The organism is Burkholderia sp. RF4-BP95, from assembly GCF_001521985.1.
GTDB classification, from domain to species: domain Bacteria; phylum Pseudomonadota; class Gammaproteobacteria; order Burkholderiales; family Burkholderiaceae; genus Burkholderia; species Burkholderia diffusa.
The window spans coordinates 80,717-98,612 of the sequence record NZ_LOSX01000023.1 but is presented as its reverse complement, the minus strand read 5'-3'; the positions used below and the strand labels follow the sequence as shown (position 1 = coordinate 98,612).

The 17,896-nt window shown below is 66.4% G+C and carries 14 protein-coding genes and 1 riboswitch; of the genes, 5 read left to right on the top strand and 9 right to left on the bottom strand.

The annotated features are described in order from the left end of the window. Positions 1-366: 366 nt before the first annotated feature. From WS46_RS09275 to WS46_RS09265, 3 genes are all read right to left on the bottom strand, one after another. Positions 367-738 (bottom strand): nuclear transport factor 2 family protein, encoded by a 372-nt coding sequence (locus WS46_RS09275; protein WP_059690290.1) that lies wholly within the window; start codon positions 736-738, stop codon positions 367-369. A 102-nt stretch (positions 739-840) separates the two neighbouring features. Next, a complete protein-coding gene (locus WS46_RS09270) occupies positions 841-1,440 on the bottom strand; it encodes a hypothetical protein (RefSeq protein ID WP_059690297.1) in 600 nt (199 codons plus the stop codon). A gap of 351 nt (positions 1,441-1,791) precedes the next feature. Continuing rightward, on the bottom strand, positions 1,792-2,796 hold the full coding sequence (locus WS46_RS09265; RefSeq protein WP_059690289.1) for an AraC family transcriptional regulator: 1,005 nt from the start codon (positions 2,794-2,796) through the stop codon (positions 1,792-1,794). A 135-nt stretch (positions 2,797-2,931) separates the two neighbouring features. Between WS46_RS09265 and WS46_RS09260 the strand changes: the two genes are divergently transcribed. Genes WS46_RS09260 through WS46_RS09250 form a run of 3 tightly spaced genes read left to right on the top strand, consistent with a single transcriptional unit; the run spans position 2,932 to position 6,602 of the window. Then, positions 2,932-4,605: an acyl-CoA synthetase gene (locus WS46_RS09260; protein ID WP_059690288.1), complete on the top strand. Its 1,674-nt coding sequence runs from the start codon at positions 2,932-2,934 to the stop codon at positions 4,603-4,605. Positions 4,606-4,625: 20 nt separating this feature from the next. Further along, positions 4,626-5,393 carry a 3-hydroxyacyl-CoA dehydrogenase gene (locus WS46_RS09255; RefSeq protein WP_059690287.1) on the top strand — a complete coding sequence of 256 codons (768 nt, stop codon included), beginning with the start codon at positions 4,626-4,628 and terminating at the stop codon, positions 5,391-5,393. Between the two features lie 18 nt (positions 5,394-5,411). Beyond that, a complete protein-coding gene (locus tag WS46_RS09250) occupies positions 5,412-6,602 on the top strand; it encodes an acetyl-CoA C-acetyltransferase (protein WP_059690286.1) in 1,191 nt (396 codons plus the stop codon). Between the two features lie 88 nt (positions 6,603-6,690). Here WS46_RS09250 and lipA read toward each other — a convergent pair whose 3' ends face one another. The 6 genes from lipA to WS46_RS09220 form a co-directional block, all read right to left on the bottom strand. Beyond that, a complete protein-coding gene (gene lipA, locus WS46_RS09245) occupies positions 6,691-7,665 on the bottom strand; it encodes a lipoyl synthase (protein WP_059690285.1) in 975 nt (324 codons plus the stop codon). A 3-nt stretch (positions 7,666-7,668) separates the two neighbouring features. Further along, positions 7,669-8,787: a glycine cleavage system aminomethyltransferase GcvT gene (gcvT, locus tag WS46_RS09240; protein ID WP_059690284.1), complete on the bottom strand. Its 1,119-nt coding sequence runs from the start codon at positions 8,785-8,787 to the stop codon at positions 7,669-7,671. 162 nt (positions 8,788-8,949) lie between these two features. Then, a complete protein-coding gene (glyA, locus tag WS46_RS09235; RefSeq protein WP_059690283.1) occupies positions 8,950-10,206 on the bottom strand; it encodes a serine hydroxymethyltransferase in 1,257 nt (418 codons plus the stop codon). Between the two features lie 93 nt (positions 10,207-10,299). Next, positions 10,300-13,179, bottom strand: coding sequence for an aminomethyl-transferring glycine dehydrogenase (gcvP, locus tag WS46_RS09230; protein WP_218921322.1), 2,880 nt, complete (start codon positions 13,177-13,179; stop codon positions 10,300-10,302). Beyond that, a complete protein-coding gene (gene gcvH / locus WS46_RS09225) occupies positions 13,176-13,550 on the bottom strand; it encodes a glycine cleavage system protein GcvH (RefSeq protein ID WP_059534476.1) in 375 nt (124 codons plus the stop codon). Before gcvH ends, gcvP begins: the two co-directional genes overlap by 4 nt. 229 nt (positions 13,551-13,779) lie before the next feature. Beyond that, positions 13,780-13,866, bottom strand: a riboswitch (glycine riboswitch). Between the two features lie 192 nt (positions 13,867-14,058). After that, positions 14,059-14,982: a LysR family transcriptional regulator gene (locus tag WS46_RS09220; protein WP_059534474.1), complete on the bottom strand. Its 924-nt coding sequence runs from the start codon at positions 14,980-14,982 to the stop codon at positions 14,059-14,061. A gap of 160 nt (positions 14,983-15,142) precedes the next feature. Between WS46_RS09220 and speB the strand changes: the two genes are divergently transcribed. Beyond that, entirely contained in the window at positions 15,143-16,120 is a 978-nt protein-coding gene (speB, locus tag WS46_RS09215; RefSeq protein ID WP_059534472.1) for an agmatinase, read from the top strand. 113 nt (positions 16,121-16,233) lie between these two features. Continuing rightward, a complete protein-coding gene (locus tag WS46_RS09210) occupies positions 16,234-17,742 on the top strand; it encodes an aldehyde dehydrogenase (protein ID WP_059690282.1) in 1,509 nt (502 codons plus the stop codon). Positions 17,743-17,896: the final 154 nt, after the last annotated feature.

The following is a 17,896-nucleotide window of genomic DNA, read 5'->3' as shown; positions in this document are numbered from 1 at the left end:
GAACAGGACCGTGAAACGACTCTACGCCGATGATAGTGCGGATTCCCGTGTGAAAGTAGGTAATCGTCAGGCTCCCTCAAGCCAAGAACCCCCGCCCGACCAGGCGGGGGTTTTTGCATTGGGGCGGCGGAAAGCGCGAGATGACAGAGAACCGTCCCCGTCTCGCAAACCGCATGCTCTCCCAAGGACTCTTTTTCACCGATCTCGAGAGTGCCTTTCTATCGGCCGCACGCGCTGCACGAACGCTAACGCTGTGGCGCATCTCTTCCTCCCCGTCATCGGTAACAGTCGCCGAGTGCGCGATAGCGGCAGCATCGGCTTACCTTTCGATCCAGCAGTTTCCTGATTTGCGGGCATGTCGTAAGTTCAACCGATCTGCGATGCATGTCCGGCGACGACACGCCACTCGCTACCCGATCGGCGCCACAGGCGCGTATAGGCGAACATGCCATCGAATGCGTTGCCGTCGAAACGACCGGCAAGCTTCGCCTTCGTCGTGGTGAGGATCATCTCGCCGATCGACTTTGCCTGAGTCTCCTGGATATCGAGTGTGTCGAGACGCAGCAGTTTCGCGCGATGCGCAGACAGATCGTCATCTTTCGAAATGACCAGCCCGCTCGGGATGGTGAAGACGAGGTCGTCATCCAGCAACGTGTCGAGTGTGTCGACGTCGTTGGCGAGCATCGCCGCTCGCAGTGCGGCTTCATACGGTTCGATGACTGCACGAACGGCATCCATATCGGGGCCTCGCAACGGTTCGAAGGGTCCGCATTTCATACACGGCCGGCAATCGGGCTGCGGCGGCCCTCGCGTTCCGGCACCAAGGCTATTCGACAGAGGCTACTCCGGTTTCGACAGCGCCTGACGTCGCACCAACATCACCAAGCAGATGCCGATCGACGCGACGATATTGACCGAAGGATAGAACGCGACCGCGACATTCCACCTGCTTAGCGCCAGCAGCGCCAATGCGTACTTGAGCACGCACAGCGCGAAATACGTGAGGCTCTCGCTCCACGGATCGCGAAGCGTCTTGCGTATGGTCGGTCCCAGGCCGGCAAGCTCGATCAGCGTGACCAGACAGATCGACATCGTAGGGTCCTCGGTCAGCATCCAGAGCGGAATGGCCGATAGTGCCGCGCACAGGAAGAGCCAATCGATGCGGGTCCAGCCGCGCTCACCTCGAAACAGACTCGCGACGAAAGTCAGAAAGCAGGTCAGTGCGATCGCGGCAGTGCACCATGCAGACGGTCCGGCACCCGCAACGAACTGACCGGCGGCCGCGATCACCGTGACGACCGACCAGATGAGCCACGTGAACAGGTGCGGCCGAACGGTGCGCCGGTAGATCGCGAGCGCGTACGGAATGGCTGCCAACAGGGACACGGCAGATCCCACGACACCCAGCACTGAAGCGGCACCCTGATCGACAGTCACCATCAACGCGGTCTTGTTCGCATGGGCGGTCAGTATGTGGTCAGGCAGCGCAACGCGCAACTTCGCGCCGGCATGCGGCGCCGTCGATTCTGCGCCGTGTCGTTGCCGAAGCGGGAAGCGATTGAACGCCAACAGACTGCAGCGTGATTGCGTGCTCACTGCCGAATCGACTGCGTGGCCGTCGAATGCGGGGGGATTGCCTCTTGAAGCAAAAGAGAGCGGTTCTTCCAGAACTTCCATTAAAGGCCAACAGCTCGAGCAACCGCACGACTGCTGAAATTCACTGCGATCATGCACGTCAGCCTTGCCCTTTAGCGCGCTCGCACCGAGCGTGACGCACACCCGCGCAGCGATTCAATGCTCCGCCTGCGCCGCATTGACATCCCGCCGAAATGCGCCCGGGCTCGTCCCAGTCCATTTCCGGAACGCGCGATGAAACGCGCTGGGCTCGGTAAAACCGAGTTCCGCCGCGATTTCCGCGACGCTGAGCGTGTGCCCGCGTAACAGCGACTGGGCCAGCGCACCGCGCAGTTCGTCCTTGATCGACGCGAAGCTCTGCCCCTCGCTGCGCAACCGTCGCCGCAGGGTCGCGGGCGTCGTGCCGAGGCGCACGGCCAGCGTGTCGAAGTCCGGCCACTCGGCGGCCGGTTGGGCCTTCAGATGCGCACGTGTCTTTGCCACCCAGCCGGTGTCGTGCCGGTAGCGCACGAGCAGGTTGCCGGGCGCGCCGCGCAGGAAGGTTTTCAGCGCCTGCGCGGAGCGGATCGTCGGCAGCGCGAGGTACGCGGCGTTGAACGCGAGCCGGCTGTCCGGGCGGTCGAAATGCACGGGCACGCCAAAGAACTGGTGGTAGTCGCCGCGCTGGTCGGGGCTCGGGCATGCGAAATCGATGCGCTGCAGCGGAATGCGTCGGCCGATCAGCCAGCAGGCGACGCCGAGCAGGATCAGCCAGAAGGTCCGGTACGCGAACGCCGAATACGGTGCGCCCGCCTGCGTGAGGACGATCTGCGCCTGGCCGTCGGCGACCACGAGCTCGCCGCGCGGTTCGTCGAGCACCACGCGCAGGAACTGCAGCGCACGCCGCAGCGCTTTCTCGAGCGTACCCGCGTGCAGCACGGCGTGGCACAGCAGCGTGAAGCTGCCGCGCCGCATCGGTCGGGCCGCTAGCCCGAAGAATTCGTCGTCGATCGCGTTGGCGATCGCCAGCCACAGGCGACCGTACTGCTGTGGTGTGACGGGCTCGCGCACGGTGGCCGGCAGGCCGGCCACGCGCAGCACGGGCTCGATCGGAATCCGCAGCCGGCGCAGGCTCTCGAGCGCATCCTCGACGAAATCCGGCGAGATCATCTGCGGCCCCATTTTTCGTGCCCTCCAGACATGGCAAAAGCGATCACGATTCTAGATTCTGTTTGTCATTGATTGCAATGTGACGGCTGTCTACCATCATCGATATACCCCCGGTTCGCCGGCGGGCATAACGAACAGGAGACACGCATGCGTGATGGAGCAACCGCCCGGGTGGTGCCGGCCTACGCCGACGCCGTGGCCGGCTTCCGTATCGAGACCGCCGCCGCACATCTGCACGGCGACCTGGAGCAGGGCCTGAACGCCTGCGTCGAATGCTGCGACCGGCATGCGGCGGCGGACGCGAATGCGATCGCACTCGACTGGATCGACGTCGGCGGCCAGCATCGCAGCTTCACGTTCGCGCAGATGCAGTCGCTGTCGGCGCGGGTCGCGAACCTGCTGGTCGAGCAGGGCGTGAAGCCGGGCGACGTGGTGGCCGGCCTGTTGCCGCGTACGCCCGAACTCGTCGCGACGATCCTCGGCACGTGGCGCGCGGGCGCCGTCTATCAGCCGCTGTTCACCGCATTCGGGCCGAAGGCGATCGAGCACCGGCTGCGCATGAGCGATGCACGGCTGGTCGTCACCAACATCGCGAATCGCGGGAAGCTCGACGAGATCGTCGATTGCCCGCGGGTCGCGACGGTGCGCGAGTCGGGCGACGCGCTACCGGTGCGCGACATCGATTTCCGCGCGGCGCTCGACGCGCAGTCCGACGTATTCGAACCGGTGCCGCGAAAGGGCACCGACCTGTTCATGATGATGTCGACGTCGGGCACGACGGGTTTGCCGAAGGGCGTGCCGGTGCCGTTGCGCGCGCTGCTCGCGTTCGGCGCGTACATGCGCGACGCGGTGGACCTTCGCGCCGGCGACCGCTTTTGGAACATCGCCGATCCGGGCTGGGCATATGGCCTCTATTACGCGATCACGGGCCCGCTGCTGCTCGGCCATGCAACGACGCTGTACGAGGGTGGTTTCACGGTCGACAGTACCTACGACGTGATCGAACGGCTCGGCATCACGAGCCTCGCCGGTTCGCCGACGGCGTTCCGGATGCTGATGGCGGCCGGCACCGAAGCGGCCGCGCGCCTGAAAGGGCAACTGCGCGTCGTCAGCAGCGCGGGCGAACCGCTGAATCCGGAAGTCGTGCGCTGGTTCCACGCGGCGCTCGGCGCGCCGATCTACGACCACTACGGCCAGACTGAGCTCGGGATGGTCGTGAACAATCATCACGGACTCGCGCACGTCGTCCATGCCGGCTCGGCGGGTTTTGCGATGCCCGGCTATCGCGTCGCGGTGCTCGACGAAGCCGGCCGCGAACTTGGCCCCGGCGAGCCCGGCATTCTCGCAATCGACATCGCGCGCTCGCCGCTGCTGTGGTTCTACGGTTACTGGCAGCAGGACACGCCGGCGATCGCGGGCGGCTATTACCGGACCGGCGACAACGTCGAGCTCGAGCCGGACGGTACCGTGAGCTTCATCGGCCGCGCGGACGACGTGATCACATCGTCCGGTTACCGGATCGGTCCGTTCGACGTGGAAAGCGCGCTGATCGAGCATCCGGCTGTCAGCGAGGCCGCGGTGATCGGCGTGCCGGACCCGGAGCGCACCGAGATCGTCAAGGCGTTCGTCGTGCTGTCGAAAGGCTTCGACGGCACACCGGCGCTGGCCGAAGAACTGAGCCAGCACGTGAAGCGGCGACTGTCGGCACACGCCTATCCTCGCGCGATCGACTTCGTCGACGCACTGCCGAAAACCCCGAGCGGCAAGATCCAGCGCTTCGTGCTGCGCAAGCTGGAAGCCGAGAAGACCGCTCACTCCTGAATACTGAATACGGACTGCGAATGAATATCAAGGATCGCGTTTTTCTGATTACGGGCGCCGGTTCGGGCCTCGGCGCGGCGGTGGCGCGCATGGTGGTCGCCGAAGGCGGCAAGGCCGTGCTGCTGGACGTCAATGAAGACGCCGGCACGAGCCTCGCGCACGAACTCGGCGCGGCCGCACGCTTCGTGAAGACCGACGTGACGAGCGAAGCCGACGGGCAGGCCGCTATTGCCGCTGCGCGCGACGCGTTCGGCCGCATCGATGCGCTCGTGAACTGCGCGGGCGTCGCGCCGGGCGAGAAGGTCGTCGGCCGCGAAGGCCCGCATTCGCTCGACCGTTTCGCGCGTGCGGTGTCGATCAATCTGGTCGGCACGTTCAACATGATTCGGCTGGCCGCCGACGTAATGTCGAAGCAGGACGCCGACGCGGAAGGCGAGCGCGGCGTGATCGTCAACACCGCGTCGGTCGCGGCGTTCGACGGACAGATCGGGCAGGCCGCGTATGCGGCATCGAAGAGCGGCGTGGTGGGCATGACGTTGCCGATCGCGCGCGAACTCGCGCGGTTCGGCATTCGCGTGGTGACGATCGCGCCGGGCATCTTCGCGACGCCGATGATGGCCGGCATGCCGCAGGACGTGCAGGACGCGCTCGGCAAGAGCGTACCGTTCCCGCCGCGGCTCGGCCGCCCCGATGAATTCGCGGCGCTGGTGCGCCACATCGCCGAGAATACGATGCTGAACGGCGAAGTCATCCGTCTCGATGGCGCGCTGCGCATGGCACCGCGCTGACACTGGAGGAATGCAATCATGACGACACAGGATCCGATCGTAATCGTTGGTGCGGCGCGCACGCCGATGGGTGGTTTTCAGGGCGACCTGGCCGCGGCCAGCGCGAGCGAGCTCGGCGCGGTGGCGATTCGCGCGGCGCTCGAGCGCGCGAACGTGCCCGCCGAGCGCATCGATGAAATCGTGTTCGGCTGCGTGCTGCCGGCCGGCCAGGGGCAGGCACCGGCGCGGCAGGCCGCGCTGAAGGCGGGCTTGCCGCTGGCGGTGGGTGCGACCACGGTCAACAAGATGTGCGGCTCAGGGATGAAGGCCGCGATGTTCGTGCACGACCTGCTGCTGGCGGGATCGGCGGACGTGGCGGTCGCGGGCGGGATGGAGAGCATGACGAATGCGCCGTACCTGCTGCCGAAGGCGCGCGCGGGGATGCGCATGGGGCATGGCCAGGTGCTCGATCACATGTTCCTCGACGGGCTCGAGGACGCGTACGACAAGGGCCGGCTGATGGGCACGTTCGCGGAGGATTGCGCGCAGGCCTACCAGTTCACGCGCGAGGAGCAGGATGCGTTCGCGATCGCATCGCTGACGCGCGCGCAGCGCGCGATTGCGGAAGGACGCTTCGTATCGGAGATCGCGCCGGTGACGGTGAAGGCCGGCAAGACGGAAGCCGTCGTGTCGATCGACGAGCAACCGGGTAACGCGAAGCTCGACAAGATTCCGACGCTCAAGCCGGCATTCCGCGAAGGCGGTACGGTGACGGCTGCCAATTCGTCGTCGATTTCCGACGGCGCGGCCGCGCTCGTGATGATGCGTCGCTCGGAAGCGGACCGGCTCGGCCTCGCGCCGAAGGCGGTGATCGTCGGGCATTCGACCTACGCGAACAAGCCGGGCCTGTTCGCGACGGCACCGATCGGCGCGATCCGCAAGCTGTCGGAGAAAACCGGCTGGAACCTGCGCGACGTCGACCTGTTCGAGATCAACGAAGCCTTCGCGGTGGTGGCGATGGCCGCGATGCGCGATCTCGACCTGCCGCACGACAAGGTCAACGTGCACGGCGGCGCGTGTGCGCTCGGCCATCCGATCGGCGCATCGGGCGCACGCGTGATGGTGACGCTGCTGGCCGCGCTCGAAGCGTATGGGCTGAAGCGCGGCGTCGCGTCGCTGTGCATCGGCGGCGGCGAGGCGACGGCGATCGCAATCCAGCGGGTCGCGTAACGCGCGCCGGGAGGACGCAGGCGGTATGGACCGGAGCCATACCGCCCCATCGGCGAGGTGCGTCGCGCGCGCTTCATCGAACCCGCCGTCATTCGACCGTTTCGCCTTTCGCCTGCAGGTCGGCGTGATAGGACGAGCGCACCATCGGCCCCGATGCGACCTGGCTGAACCCGAGCGCAAGCGCGCGTTGCCGCAGCTGCGCGAATTCCGCGGGAGGAACGAAGCGCTTCACGGGCAAGTGGTGACGGGTTGGCTGCAGATATTGGCCGAGGGTCAGCATGTCGACGCCATGCGCGCGCAAGTCGCGCATCACCTGCTCGACCTCGTCGATCTCTTCGCCGAGGCCCAGCATCAGGCCCGATTTGGTCGGCACGTTCGGCGCCGCGGACCTGAATGCCTGCAGCAGGCTCAGCGAGTGCCGGTAATCGGCGCCCGGCCGCGCCTCGCGATACAAGCGCGGCACGGTTTCCAGATTATGGTTGAACACGTCCGGCGGGGAGGCCGCGAGCAGGTTCAGCGCGGCCTCGTGCCTGCCGCGAAAATCCGGCGTCAGCGCCTCGATCCGGAGTGCCGGATCGATTTCGCGTGCGGCGCCGATGCAGGCCGCGAAGTGTGCGGCGCCGCCGTCGCGCAGGTCGTCGCGATCGACCGACGTGATCACCACGTACTTGAGCCTCATCGCGGCAATCGTTTCGGCGAGCCGTGCCGGTTCGTCAGGATCGAGCGGAAGCGGGCGGCCGTGTCCGACATCGCAGAACGGACAACGCCGTGTACAGATGTCACCCATGATCATGAAGGTCGCCGTGCCGTGAGCGAAGCACTCGCCGAGGTTCGGGCAACCGGCTTCCTCGCATACCGTATGCAGCTTCTGCTCGCGCAGGATCTTCTTCAGCGCCATCACCTCGCGCGAACCCGGAAAGGCCGCACGAATCCATTCCGGCTTGCGCGGCATGTCGGCCGGTTCGGTCGCGACGATCTTCACGGGGATGCGCGCCATTTTTTCCGCGGCGGAGAGCCGGGTTCCGGCGGCCATCGGCGTGTTGCGGGTATTCGTGTTCGCCATGGCTTACCCCCGGTAGTAGCGTTGCGGGACGAATGGCGTTTTCGCGACTTCCATCGGGACCGGTTTGCCGCGGACGATCGCATGCAGTGCAGTGTCTGGTGCCGCGAATTCGACGTCGACATAGCCGATGGCGACCGGGCCGCCGAAAGTCGGACCGAAGCCGCCGCTCGTCACCGTGCCGATCGGGCGTCCGTCGGCGTCGACGATGTCGGCGCCCTCGCGCACCGGCACCCTGTCTTTCACGACGAAGCCGACGCGTTTTCTTGTCACGCCCTCGGCGATCTGCCGCGCGACGACATCCGCGCCGGGATAACCGCCGGCGCGTGCACCGCCCGGGCGTCGCACTTTCGAGAGGGCCCACAACAGCCCGCCTTCGATCGGCGTGGTGCCGGTGTCGATGTCGTGGCCGTACAGGCAGAGGCCGGCTTCGAGGCGCAGCGAGTCGCGCGCGCCGAGACCGATCGGCTCGACGGCAGGGTCGGCCAGCAGCAGGCGTGCGAGCGCTTCCGCCCGATCGGCCGGCACGGAGATCTCGTAGCCGTCCTCGCCGGTGTAGCCGGAGCGGCTGACCATGCACGCCGCGCCTGCCAGCTCGACACGCGTGCTTTGCATGAAGACCAGTTCGGCCAGGCGAGGTGCCAGGCGCGCCAGAATCGACGCGGCGGCCGGCCCTTGCAGGGCGAGCAGCGCGCGGTCGGTCAGCTCGACGACGTCACAGCGGTGGCCGATCCGTTCCCTCAGATGGCGGACGTCGCGGTCCTTGCAGGCGGCGTTAACGACCGCGATCAGCTCGGCGTCGCCGAGGCGGGTGATCATCAGGTCGTCGAGAATGCCGCCTTGCTCGTTCGTGAACAACGCGTAGCGCTGCATGCCCAACGGGAGGTCGATCACGTCGACCGGCACCAGCGTTTCGAGCGCGGCGGCGGCATCCGGGCCCGACAGCAGCACCTGTCCCATGTGCGAGACATCGAACAGGCCGGCCTGCTCGCGCGTATGAAGATGCTCTTTGAGGATGCCGAGCGGGTACTGGACGGGCATTTCGTACCCGGCGAACGGAACCATCTTCGCGCCGAGCTCGACGTGAAGGTCGTGGAGTGGGGTACGGGAAAGTGGGATCGTCATCGTTATTCCGGATCAACAGGATTCTAGGAGATCGCGCGCGGCACAGCTTCGGAGTACGGAATGAACGACTTGGGCAATCCCGTATCCGGAGGCGTGCTCCGTTCTCCGGAGGGACGTCGAAGTCGCTTCCGAAGAACGGTCGGGCAATGGCCCGAACGGCCGTTACTTGCCGTATACCGGGAATGCGCCGCACAGTTCGGCGACGTGTCGCCGAACGCGGTCGATGACCGACGGGTTCTCGATATCGGCCAGGATGTCGCAGATCCAGCCGGCCACCGCGCGCGCTTCCGCTTCCTTGAAACCGCGGCTCGTCACGGCAGGCGTGCCGATGCGAATGCCGCTGGTGACGAACGGGCTCTGCGGGTCGTCGGGTACCGCGTTCTTGTTCACGGTGATGTGCGCGCGGCCCAGCGCCGCATCGGCCGCCTTGCCGGTCAGTCCCTGGCGGATCAGGCTGACGAGGAACAGGTGATTGTCCGTTCCGCCGGAGACGATGTCGAAGCCGCGCTTGACGAACGTATCGGCCATGGCCCGGGCGTTGGCGACCACCTGCTGCTGATGGATCCGGAACTCGGGCGACAGCGCTTCCTTGAACGCAACGGCCTTGGCGGCGATGACATGCATCAGCGGGCCGCCCTGGATGCCGGGGAACACGACGGAATTGAGCTTCTTCTCGATCTCCGGATTCGCCCGGGCGAGAATCAGGCCCCCGCGCGGGCCGCGTAACGTCTTGTGGGTCGTCGTGGTGACCACGTCCGCGTGCGGTAGCGGATTCGGGTACGCGCCGGCCGCCACCAGGCCCGCCACGTGAGCCATGTCGACGAACAGGTATGCGCCGATGGCGTCGGCGATCTGCCGGAAGCGTGCCCAGTCCACCACGCGGGAATAGGCGGAGAAGCCGGCCGTGATCAGTTTCGGCCGGTGCGCGGTCGCCAGCGCCTCGACCTGGTCGTAATCGATCTCACCGGTTTTCGCGTTCAGGCCGTACTGGACGGCACGGTAGAGCTTGCCCGAGAAATTCACGTGCGCGCCATGCGTCAGGTGACCGCCGTGCGCGAGGCTCATGCCGAGTATCGTGTCGTGCGGCTCGAGCAGTGCCATGTAGACGGCGGCGTTGGCCTGGCTGCCGGAATGAGGCTGCACGTTCGCGTAGTCGGCACCGAACAGCGCCTTTGCGCGATCGATCGCCAGTTGTTCGACAACGTCCACGAATTCGCAGCCGCCGTAGTAGCGCTTGCCCGGATAGCCCTCGGCATACTTGTTGGTCAGCACCGAGCCTTGCGCCTGCAGCACGCGCGGGCTCGTGTAGTTTTCCGAAGCGATGAGCTCGATATGGTCCTCCTGGCGAATGCGCTCGCGTTCCATCGCTGTCCACAGTTCGTCATCGAAGCCTTCGATCCGCATGTCTTTGCTGAACATTTGTCCTTCTCCTGGTATCGGTGCGGCGCGCACGTCGGGTGCGCGGCCGCGCAAGCAGGGTTGAGTGTCGTTACGAGTGGAGCGGCCGGCGCGTCACGATCGATACGCTTCCATCGGCGGACACGAACACACGAGGTTGCGGTCGCCGTAGACGTTGTCGACCCGCGAAACCGGCGGCCAGTACTTGCCGCCGGCCGTCGCCGCGACGCCGAGCGGATAGACGGCCTGTTCGCGCGAATACGCGTGACGCCAGTCGCCCACGAGTTCGGCCGCCGTGTGCGGCGCGTGCTTGAGCGGATTGTCTTCGGCATCCAGCGTGCCCGTTTCCACGGCTGCGATTTCGGCGCGGATCGAGATCATCGCGTCGATGAACCGGTCGAGTTCGGCCTTCGATTCCGATTCGGTCGGCTCGATCATCAGCGTGCCGGCGACGGGGAAGCTCATCGTCGGCGCGTGGAAGCCGAAATCGATCAGGCGCTTGGCGACGTCGTCGACGCTGATGCCGCTGCTGTCCTTCAACGGCCGCAGGTCGATGATGCATTCGTGCGCGACGCGGCCGTTCGGCCCCGTATAGAGAATCGGGTAGTGTGGCGAGAGGCGCGCGGCGATGTAGTTGGCGTTGAGGATCGCCACCTCGGTGGCACGCTGCAAGCCGCGCGACCCCATCAACGTGATGTAGGTCCACGTGATCGGCAGGATGCTCGCGCTGCCGAGCGGCGCCGCGGACACCGCACCGATCCCCGGCACGCTGCCCTCACGATGCCCGGGCAGGAACGGCGCGAGATGCGCCTTGACGCCGATCGGTCCGACGCCGGGGCCGCCGCCGCCGTGCGGGATGCAGAAGGTCTTGTGCAGGTTCAGGTGGGACACGTCGCCGCCGAACGCGCCCGGCCGGGCGAGGCCGACCAGCGCGTTCATGTTGGCGCCGTCGATGTAGACCTGGCCGCCGTGCGCATGGACGATGTCGCAGGCGTCGCGTACGCGGGCCTCGAACACGCCGTGGGTCGACGGATAGGTGATCATGATCGCGGCCAGGCGGCTGTCGTACCGCGCTGCCTTGTCGGCGAGGTCGTCGATGTCGACGTTGCCGTCGTCGTCGCAGTCGACGACGACGACCTGCATGCCGGCCATCTGTGCGGATGCCGGGTTCGTGCCGTGCGCCGACGACGGAATCAGGCAGATGTCGCGCCGTGGCTCGCCGCGGCTCGCGTGATACGCGCGGATCGCGAGCAGGCCCGCGTATTCGCCTTGCGAGCCCGCATTCGGCTGCAGCGACACCGCGTCGTATCCGGTGATCGTGCACAGCATCGCCTCGAGTTCCCGGGCCAGCACGCGATAGCCGTCGGCCTGTTCGGCCGGTGCGAACGGATGCAGCCGTGCGAACGCCGGCCACGTGATCGGCATCATTTCCACGGTGGCGTTCAGCTTCATCGTGCAGCTGCCGAGCGGAATCATCGTGCGGTCGAGCGCGAGATCCTGGTCGGCGAGCCGGCGCAGGTAGCGCAGCATCCGCGTTTCGGAGTGATGGCTGTTGAACGCCGGGTGCGTGAGGAAGGCGCTCCGGCGCAGCAGCGGGGCAGGCAACGCATCGGCGGTGGCGGCGTCGACGGCCGCGAAGTCGGGAACGGCGCGCCCTTCGGAGAAGATCGACCAGAGCATGACGATATCGTCGGACGTGGTCGTCTCGTCGAGCGAGATGCCGATCCGGCGCGCGTCGATGGCGCGCAGGTTGACCCGGCGGGCCCGTGCCGCCGCGTGCACGGCATCGGTGCGAATGCCGCTGTCGACGGCGATGGTGTCGAAGCAGTATTCGGTTGGCACGGCATGGCCGAGCCGGCGCAGGCCGGCGGCCAGGATCGCGGTGAGGCGGTGGATGCGGCGCGCGATCGCGGTCAGTCCGTGCGGGCCGTGATAGGCCGCGTAGAAGCCGGCGATATTGGCGAGCAGTACTTGCGCGGTGCAGATGTTGCTGGTGGCCTTCTCGCGCCGGATGTGCTGTTCGCGCGTCTGCATCGCGAGGCGCAGCGCCGGGCGGCCGTGCGCGTCGACCGACACGCCGACCAGTCGTCCCGGCATCGTGCGCTTGAACGTGTCGCGCGTCGCGAAATAACCGGCGTGCGGGCCACCGTAACCCAGCGGCACGCCGAAGCGCTGCGTGGTGCCGACCGCCACGTCGGCGCCGAATTCGCCCGGCGGCGCGAGCAGGGTCAGCGCGAGCAGGTCGGCGGCGACCACGGCCAGCGCGCCGTTCGCATGCAGGGTGCCGACCACGTCGCGGTAATCGTGGATGTCGCCGAAGGTGCCCGGGTATTGCAGCAGCGCGGCGAAACAGCCGGTGGCGGACAGATCGCGGCGCGGATCTCCGACGACGATCTCGATGCCGAGCGGCTCCGCGCGCGTGCGAACGATCTCGATCGTCTGCGGATGGCAATCGTGCGCGACGAAGAAGATCCGGCTGTCCGACCGGGCGAGGCGCCGGCAGAACGTCATCGCCTCGGCGGCCGCGGTGCCTTCGTCGAGCATCGACGCGTTGGCGATCTCGAGGCCGGTCAGGTCGGCGATCATGGTCTGGAAGTTGAGCAGCGCCTCCAGGCGGCCTTGCGAGATTTCAGGCTGGTACGGCGTGTAGGCCGTGTACCAGGCCGGATTTTCCAGCACGTTGCGCTGAATGACCGGCGGCGTGTGGGTGTCGTGGTATCCCATGCCGATGAACGAGCGGAATACCTGGTTGCGGCCTGCCAGTGCAGCCAGCCGGTCCAGCGCGTCGGCTTCGGTGCAACCGGGAGGCAGGGCGAGCGGCGCATCGCTGCGGATCGCCGCGGGGACGACCTGCTCCACCAGCTCGTCGACGGAGTCCACGCCGAGCACGGCCAGCATCGCGGCCTGTTCGTCTGCATCGGGGCCGATGTGGCGGCGGACGAACGACTCGCGCTGCGCGACGGAATCGAATGCGTTCATGGCCGTCTCCGTCATTCGCCGATATAGGCGCGATACGCGGCGGCGTCCATCAACCCGGTCAGCTGCTCCGGGCTGTCGATGCGCATCCTGAAGAACCAGCCGTCGCATTCCGCGGAATCGTTGACGAGGCTCGGCGTGTCGCCCAGGGCGGCGTTCGCTTCCAGCACGGTGCCGGACACCGGCATCTTGACCTCGCCGGCGGCCTTGACCGATTCGACGGTGGCGGCCTCGTCGTACTGGGCAAAGGCGTCGCCTTCGTTTGGCAGTGCGACATAAACCAGATCGCCCAGCTGCGATTGCGCGTGGTCGGTAATGCCGACGGTGGCGCTGCCGTCGCCTTCGACGCGCAGCCATTCATGGGATTCGGTGTATCGGACCTCGCTCATGTGCTCTCTTCCTGACAGGGTTGCGTTGAGTGATGCGGCACACGCAAGCCGGAAGTGCACGGGCGGGAGGATGATCGACGAGTCGGCATCCGGACGAGACCGGGGCATTCCAGGCTGCGTGCCTGATGCCCCCTCTGTCCGTTTGCCTGAGAGATTGCGCGCCCCGGCGGGGCGCTTCTCCTTCGGCGAGGCTTGGTCGACGACCAGAGGCCTACTCTCCAGAGCGCTAATCGATGCGTCAGTCCTTTTGCCTGAGAGTTTCTGGGGCGATTCCCCTTCGGCGCCGCCGGACGGCGGTCTCTCCTGACACATCCCGATAGCTGGCGACAATCTAGTCGCACGCCTGCGGCGGTGTCAACACCTCGTTCGACCGCCCATGCGGCGAAGCAGATGCCGCGGCACGACGCAGGCGTGCCGAAATCGGCGCGCGGCCTGGCGGAGCAAGGCCGCGCCGCGATCGCGGCCGGTCGATACTTCGGTGGGGACCGAAATGAATATCCGATATCGACTATCTGTCCGCCGGCGGGGGGCGGTTGCCCGACTGGGCCATCAGGTCGTCGAGGAACGCGCGAAGCACGGTCGGCTGTGCGGCGCCGCGGCGCGTGATCGACGAGAACGGCCACGCGGACGTGAGCTGTTCCGCGGCGAGCTGGCGCATCTGGCCGGCGTCGACCCACTGTCTCGCGTAGTGCCGCGGCAGAAAGCCGATATACGCGCCCGTCAGGATCAGGATCGCCTGGGCCTCGACATTGTCGACGGTGGCTGCCGCGCTGCCGCTCTCGAGCAATTGCAGGTCGCGCTGCTGCAGGAACGCGCGGGCGACCACCTGGCTTTGCCGGACGCGCTCGATCAGCGCGTCGCCGGTGGCGTCGGTCGAGAACAGCGGATGGTAGCGGCTGCAGTAGAGGCCGTCGGGCTCCTCGTACAGCTGCGTGTAGGACAGGCCGGCAACGGTGAGCGGGAAGTGGCCGATCGCGAGGTGCAACCGCCCGTCGAGCACGCGCTCCTCGAGCTCGGCCGGCGTGCCGATGTAGATGTCGAGCTGGACGTCGTGACCGCGCGAGACGAACCGGCGCAGCGCGAGCGGCAGGATGCTGTCGGTGTCGGTGACCGTGTTGTCGATGATGCCGAGATGAAGCCGGCCCGAGATGCGCTGCTTGAGCGCATGGGTGTCCATGCAGAACGCTTCCACCGCGAGCGCGAGGCGCTGCGCGGATTCGTAGGTCGCGACGCCGTGTTCCGTCAGACGAAAGCCGCTGCGGCCGCGTTCGCACAATTTGACGCCGAGGCGCGTTTCGAGGCTGGTCATCTGCTCGCTGATGGTCGACTGGCTCACGTTCAGCGCGGCCTGCGCGGCGGAGAAACCGCCGCATTTCACGATGGTCATGAAAATCCTGAGCAGTTTCAGGTCGATGTCCTGCAGCTGTTTCACGTTCCGTTCTCCTCCGTCCGTCACATCGGAATATCCGATATGGACATCTGATAGATGCTATTTTTCCGGAAAAAATTTTTGCCCATAGTGACCGCAAAGGCAAGCGCATGGACGGCCGTGCGCCCGAAGACGATTCCGCATACAGATGGAGACGGAGACAATGCAGAACAACAGCTATGAAAAGGGCAGGCTCAACCTGCCGTTCGTCGGTCACTGCACCTTTGCGAAGGCGCCGGTGTGCCTCGACTGGGAGAACATCGACGCGGACGTCGCGATCCTGGGTGCGCCCAACGACATGGGCACCCAGTGGCGCTCGGGCGCGCGCTTCGGCCCGCGCGGCATTCGCGAGGCGTCGACGCTGTTTTCGTTCGGGCACGCGGGCGCCTACGATCACGAAGACGACGTGCTCTACCTGACCGAGGATCAGGTTCGCATGGTGGACGTCGGCGATGCGGACATCGTTCACACCGACATGGCCACGAGCAACGCGAACATCGAACTGGCCGTGCGCAAGATTCTCGCCGGCGGAGCGATGCCGGTGGTGCTCGGCGGCGATCATTCGGTGCATGCGCCGGTGATCAAGGCGTTCGAAGGCCGCGGGCCGATTCACATCGTGCATTTCGATGCGCACCTCGACTTCGTCGACGAACGCCACGGCGTGCGATACGGCCACGGCAACCCGTTGCGCCGGGCCTCCGAGATGGACCACATCGCCGGCATGACGCAGCTCGGCATCCGCAACGTCTCGTCATCCAACCGCAGCGACTATGACGCGGCCCGCGCCGCGGGTTCCAACATCCTGTCCGTGCGCGATGTCCGGCGCCTCGGCACCGATGGCGTGCTCGAGCAGATTCCGCAGCGCAGCGCCTACTACATCACGATCGACATCGACGGCTTCGATCCGTCGATCGCGCCGGGAACCGGCACGCCGAGCCACGGCGGTTTCCAGTACTACGAAGTGCTCGAGATCATCCAGGCGCTCGCGAAGCGCAGCCACGGAAGCATCGTCGGCATGGACCTGGTGGAAGTGGCGCCGGCTTACGATCCGACCGGCACGACGTCGATCCTGGCCGCGCAACTGCTGATGAACAGCATCGGTTTCATTTTCCACGCGCGCAGCCTGGCCCGCGCCCGCTGAGACATTCATATCAGGAATCGGGCGCGACGTCTCGCGGGACGCTCGAAGTCATTACCGTACGGCCCGGGGAACTTCGCCGAGAGGTGCCGGGCACGCTATCAAGGAAGATCAACATGGATGCCGTAGTCGCGCAATATCTCGATCGCCACGATGTTTCCCAGGCGACCCGCAACTTTCTCGCCAGGCCGATGAAGATGTTCATCGGCGGCGCGTGGGTGGACGGCAGCGACGGCCAGTTCAGCGCCGTCACCGAGCCGTCGACCGAGGGCGTCATCACGCAGATTCCGTTCGCGACGACGGCCGATCTCGACCGTGCCGTCGCCGCCGCCCGTCACCAGTTCGATCACGGCGAATGGCGCCGCCTCAAGCCGCTGGAGCGCGAGCGGCTGCTGCACCGGCTGGCCGACCTGATCGAGGCGCACGCGGACGAACTGGCGGAGATCGAATCGATCGACATGGGCAAGTCCGTCGCGCAGGCCCGCGCGATCGACATCCAGGGCACCGTCGACACGTTCCGTTATTTCGCCGGCTGGGCGTCCAAGCTGCACGGCCGCACGGTCGAGCCGTCGCTGCCGGGCAACTATCTGGCTTATACGCGCAAGGAGCCGATCGGTGTCGTGGGCGCGATCGTGCCGTGGAACTATCCGCTGCAGACCATGGCCTGGAAGCTGGCGGCCGCGCTGGCGGTCGGTTGCACGACGGTTGTGAAGCCGGCCGAACTCACGTCGCTGTCGACGCTGCGCTTTGCAGAACTGGTGCAGGAAGCCGGTATTCCGGATGGGGTGGTCAACATCGTGACCGGTCGCGGCAGCGTGATCGGCGCCGCGATGGCGAGCCACCCGGGCATCGACAAGCTGACCTTCACGGGTTCGACGCCGGTCGGTCGCGACGTCGGGCAGAACGCGGTGCGGCACATCAAGCGCGTGACGCTCGAACTCGGCGGGAAATCCCCGGTCATCGTGCTGGACGACGCCGATATCGATGCCGCCGCGCAGGCCGTGGCAAACGGCGTGTTCTTCAACTCCGGCCAGGTGTGCGACGCGGGCACGCGGGCCTATATCCACCGCGACATCCATGACCGCTTCCTCGCGGCGCTGGCCGAGTACACGGCGACGTTGAAGATCGCCCCCGGGCTGGATCGCGATTGCTTCATCAGCCCGCTCGTATCGGCCAGGCAAAAGGACACGGTCCTGTCGTACATCGAATCCGGCATCCGGGAAGGCGCCGAATGCTACTACGGCGGCCGCGCCCATGCGGGCCCGGGGCATTTCGTCGAACCGACGATCTTCGCGCATTGCCGTCCCGACATGCGGATCGTCCGCGAGGAAATCTTCGGCCCGGTGCTCGTGACCGCGCCGTTCGACACGCTCGACGAGGCCGTGGCGCTCGCGAACGATTCGTCGTTCGGCCTGGCCGCCGCGATCTACTCGAACGACCTGGGGCGCGTGCATGGCCTGATTCCGCGGTTGCAGGCGGGCACGGTCTATGTGAATGCGCACAGCACCATCGATCCGGCGCTGCCGTTCGGCGGGTTCAAGACGTCCGGGTTCGGCAAGGACCTCGGGCCGGAGCAGCTCGACTATCTGATGGAGACCAAGGCAGTCTGCATCACGCTTCCGTGACCGGTTGCACGTGATGTGCCGCCTGCCGCCGGCATGCACGGCAAAAGCCTGCAGCCGGCCGAAGGCGGCCTGATCCCGATGCGAAATCCTCGACCTGTTCATCCGGACCGGTTCGGGGAATTCGCTCTGCTTAGCCCTTTGCGATCATGGGGTA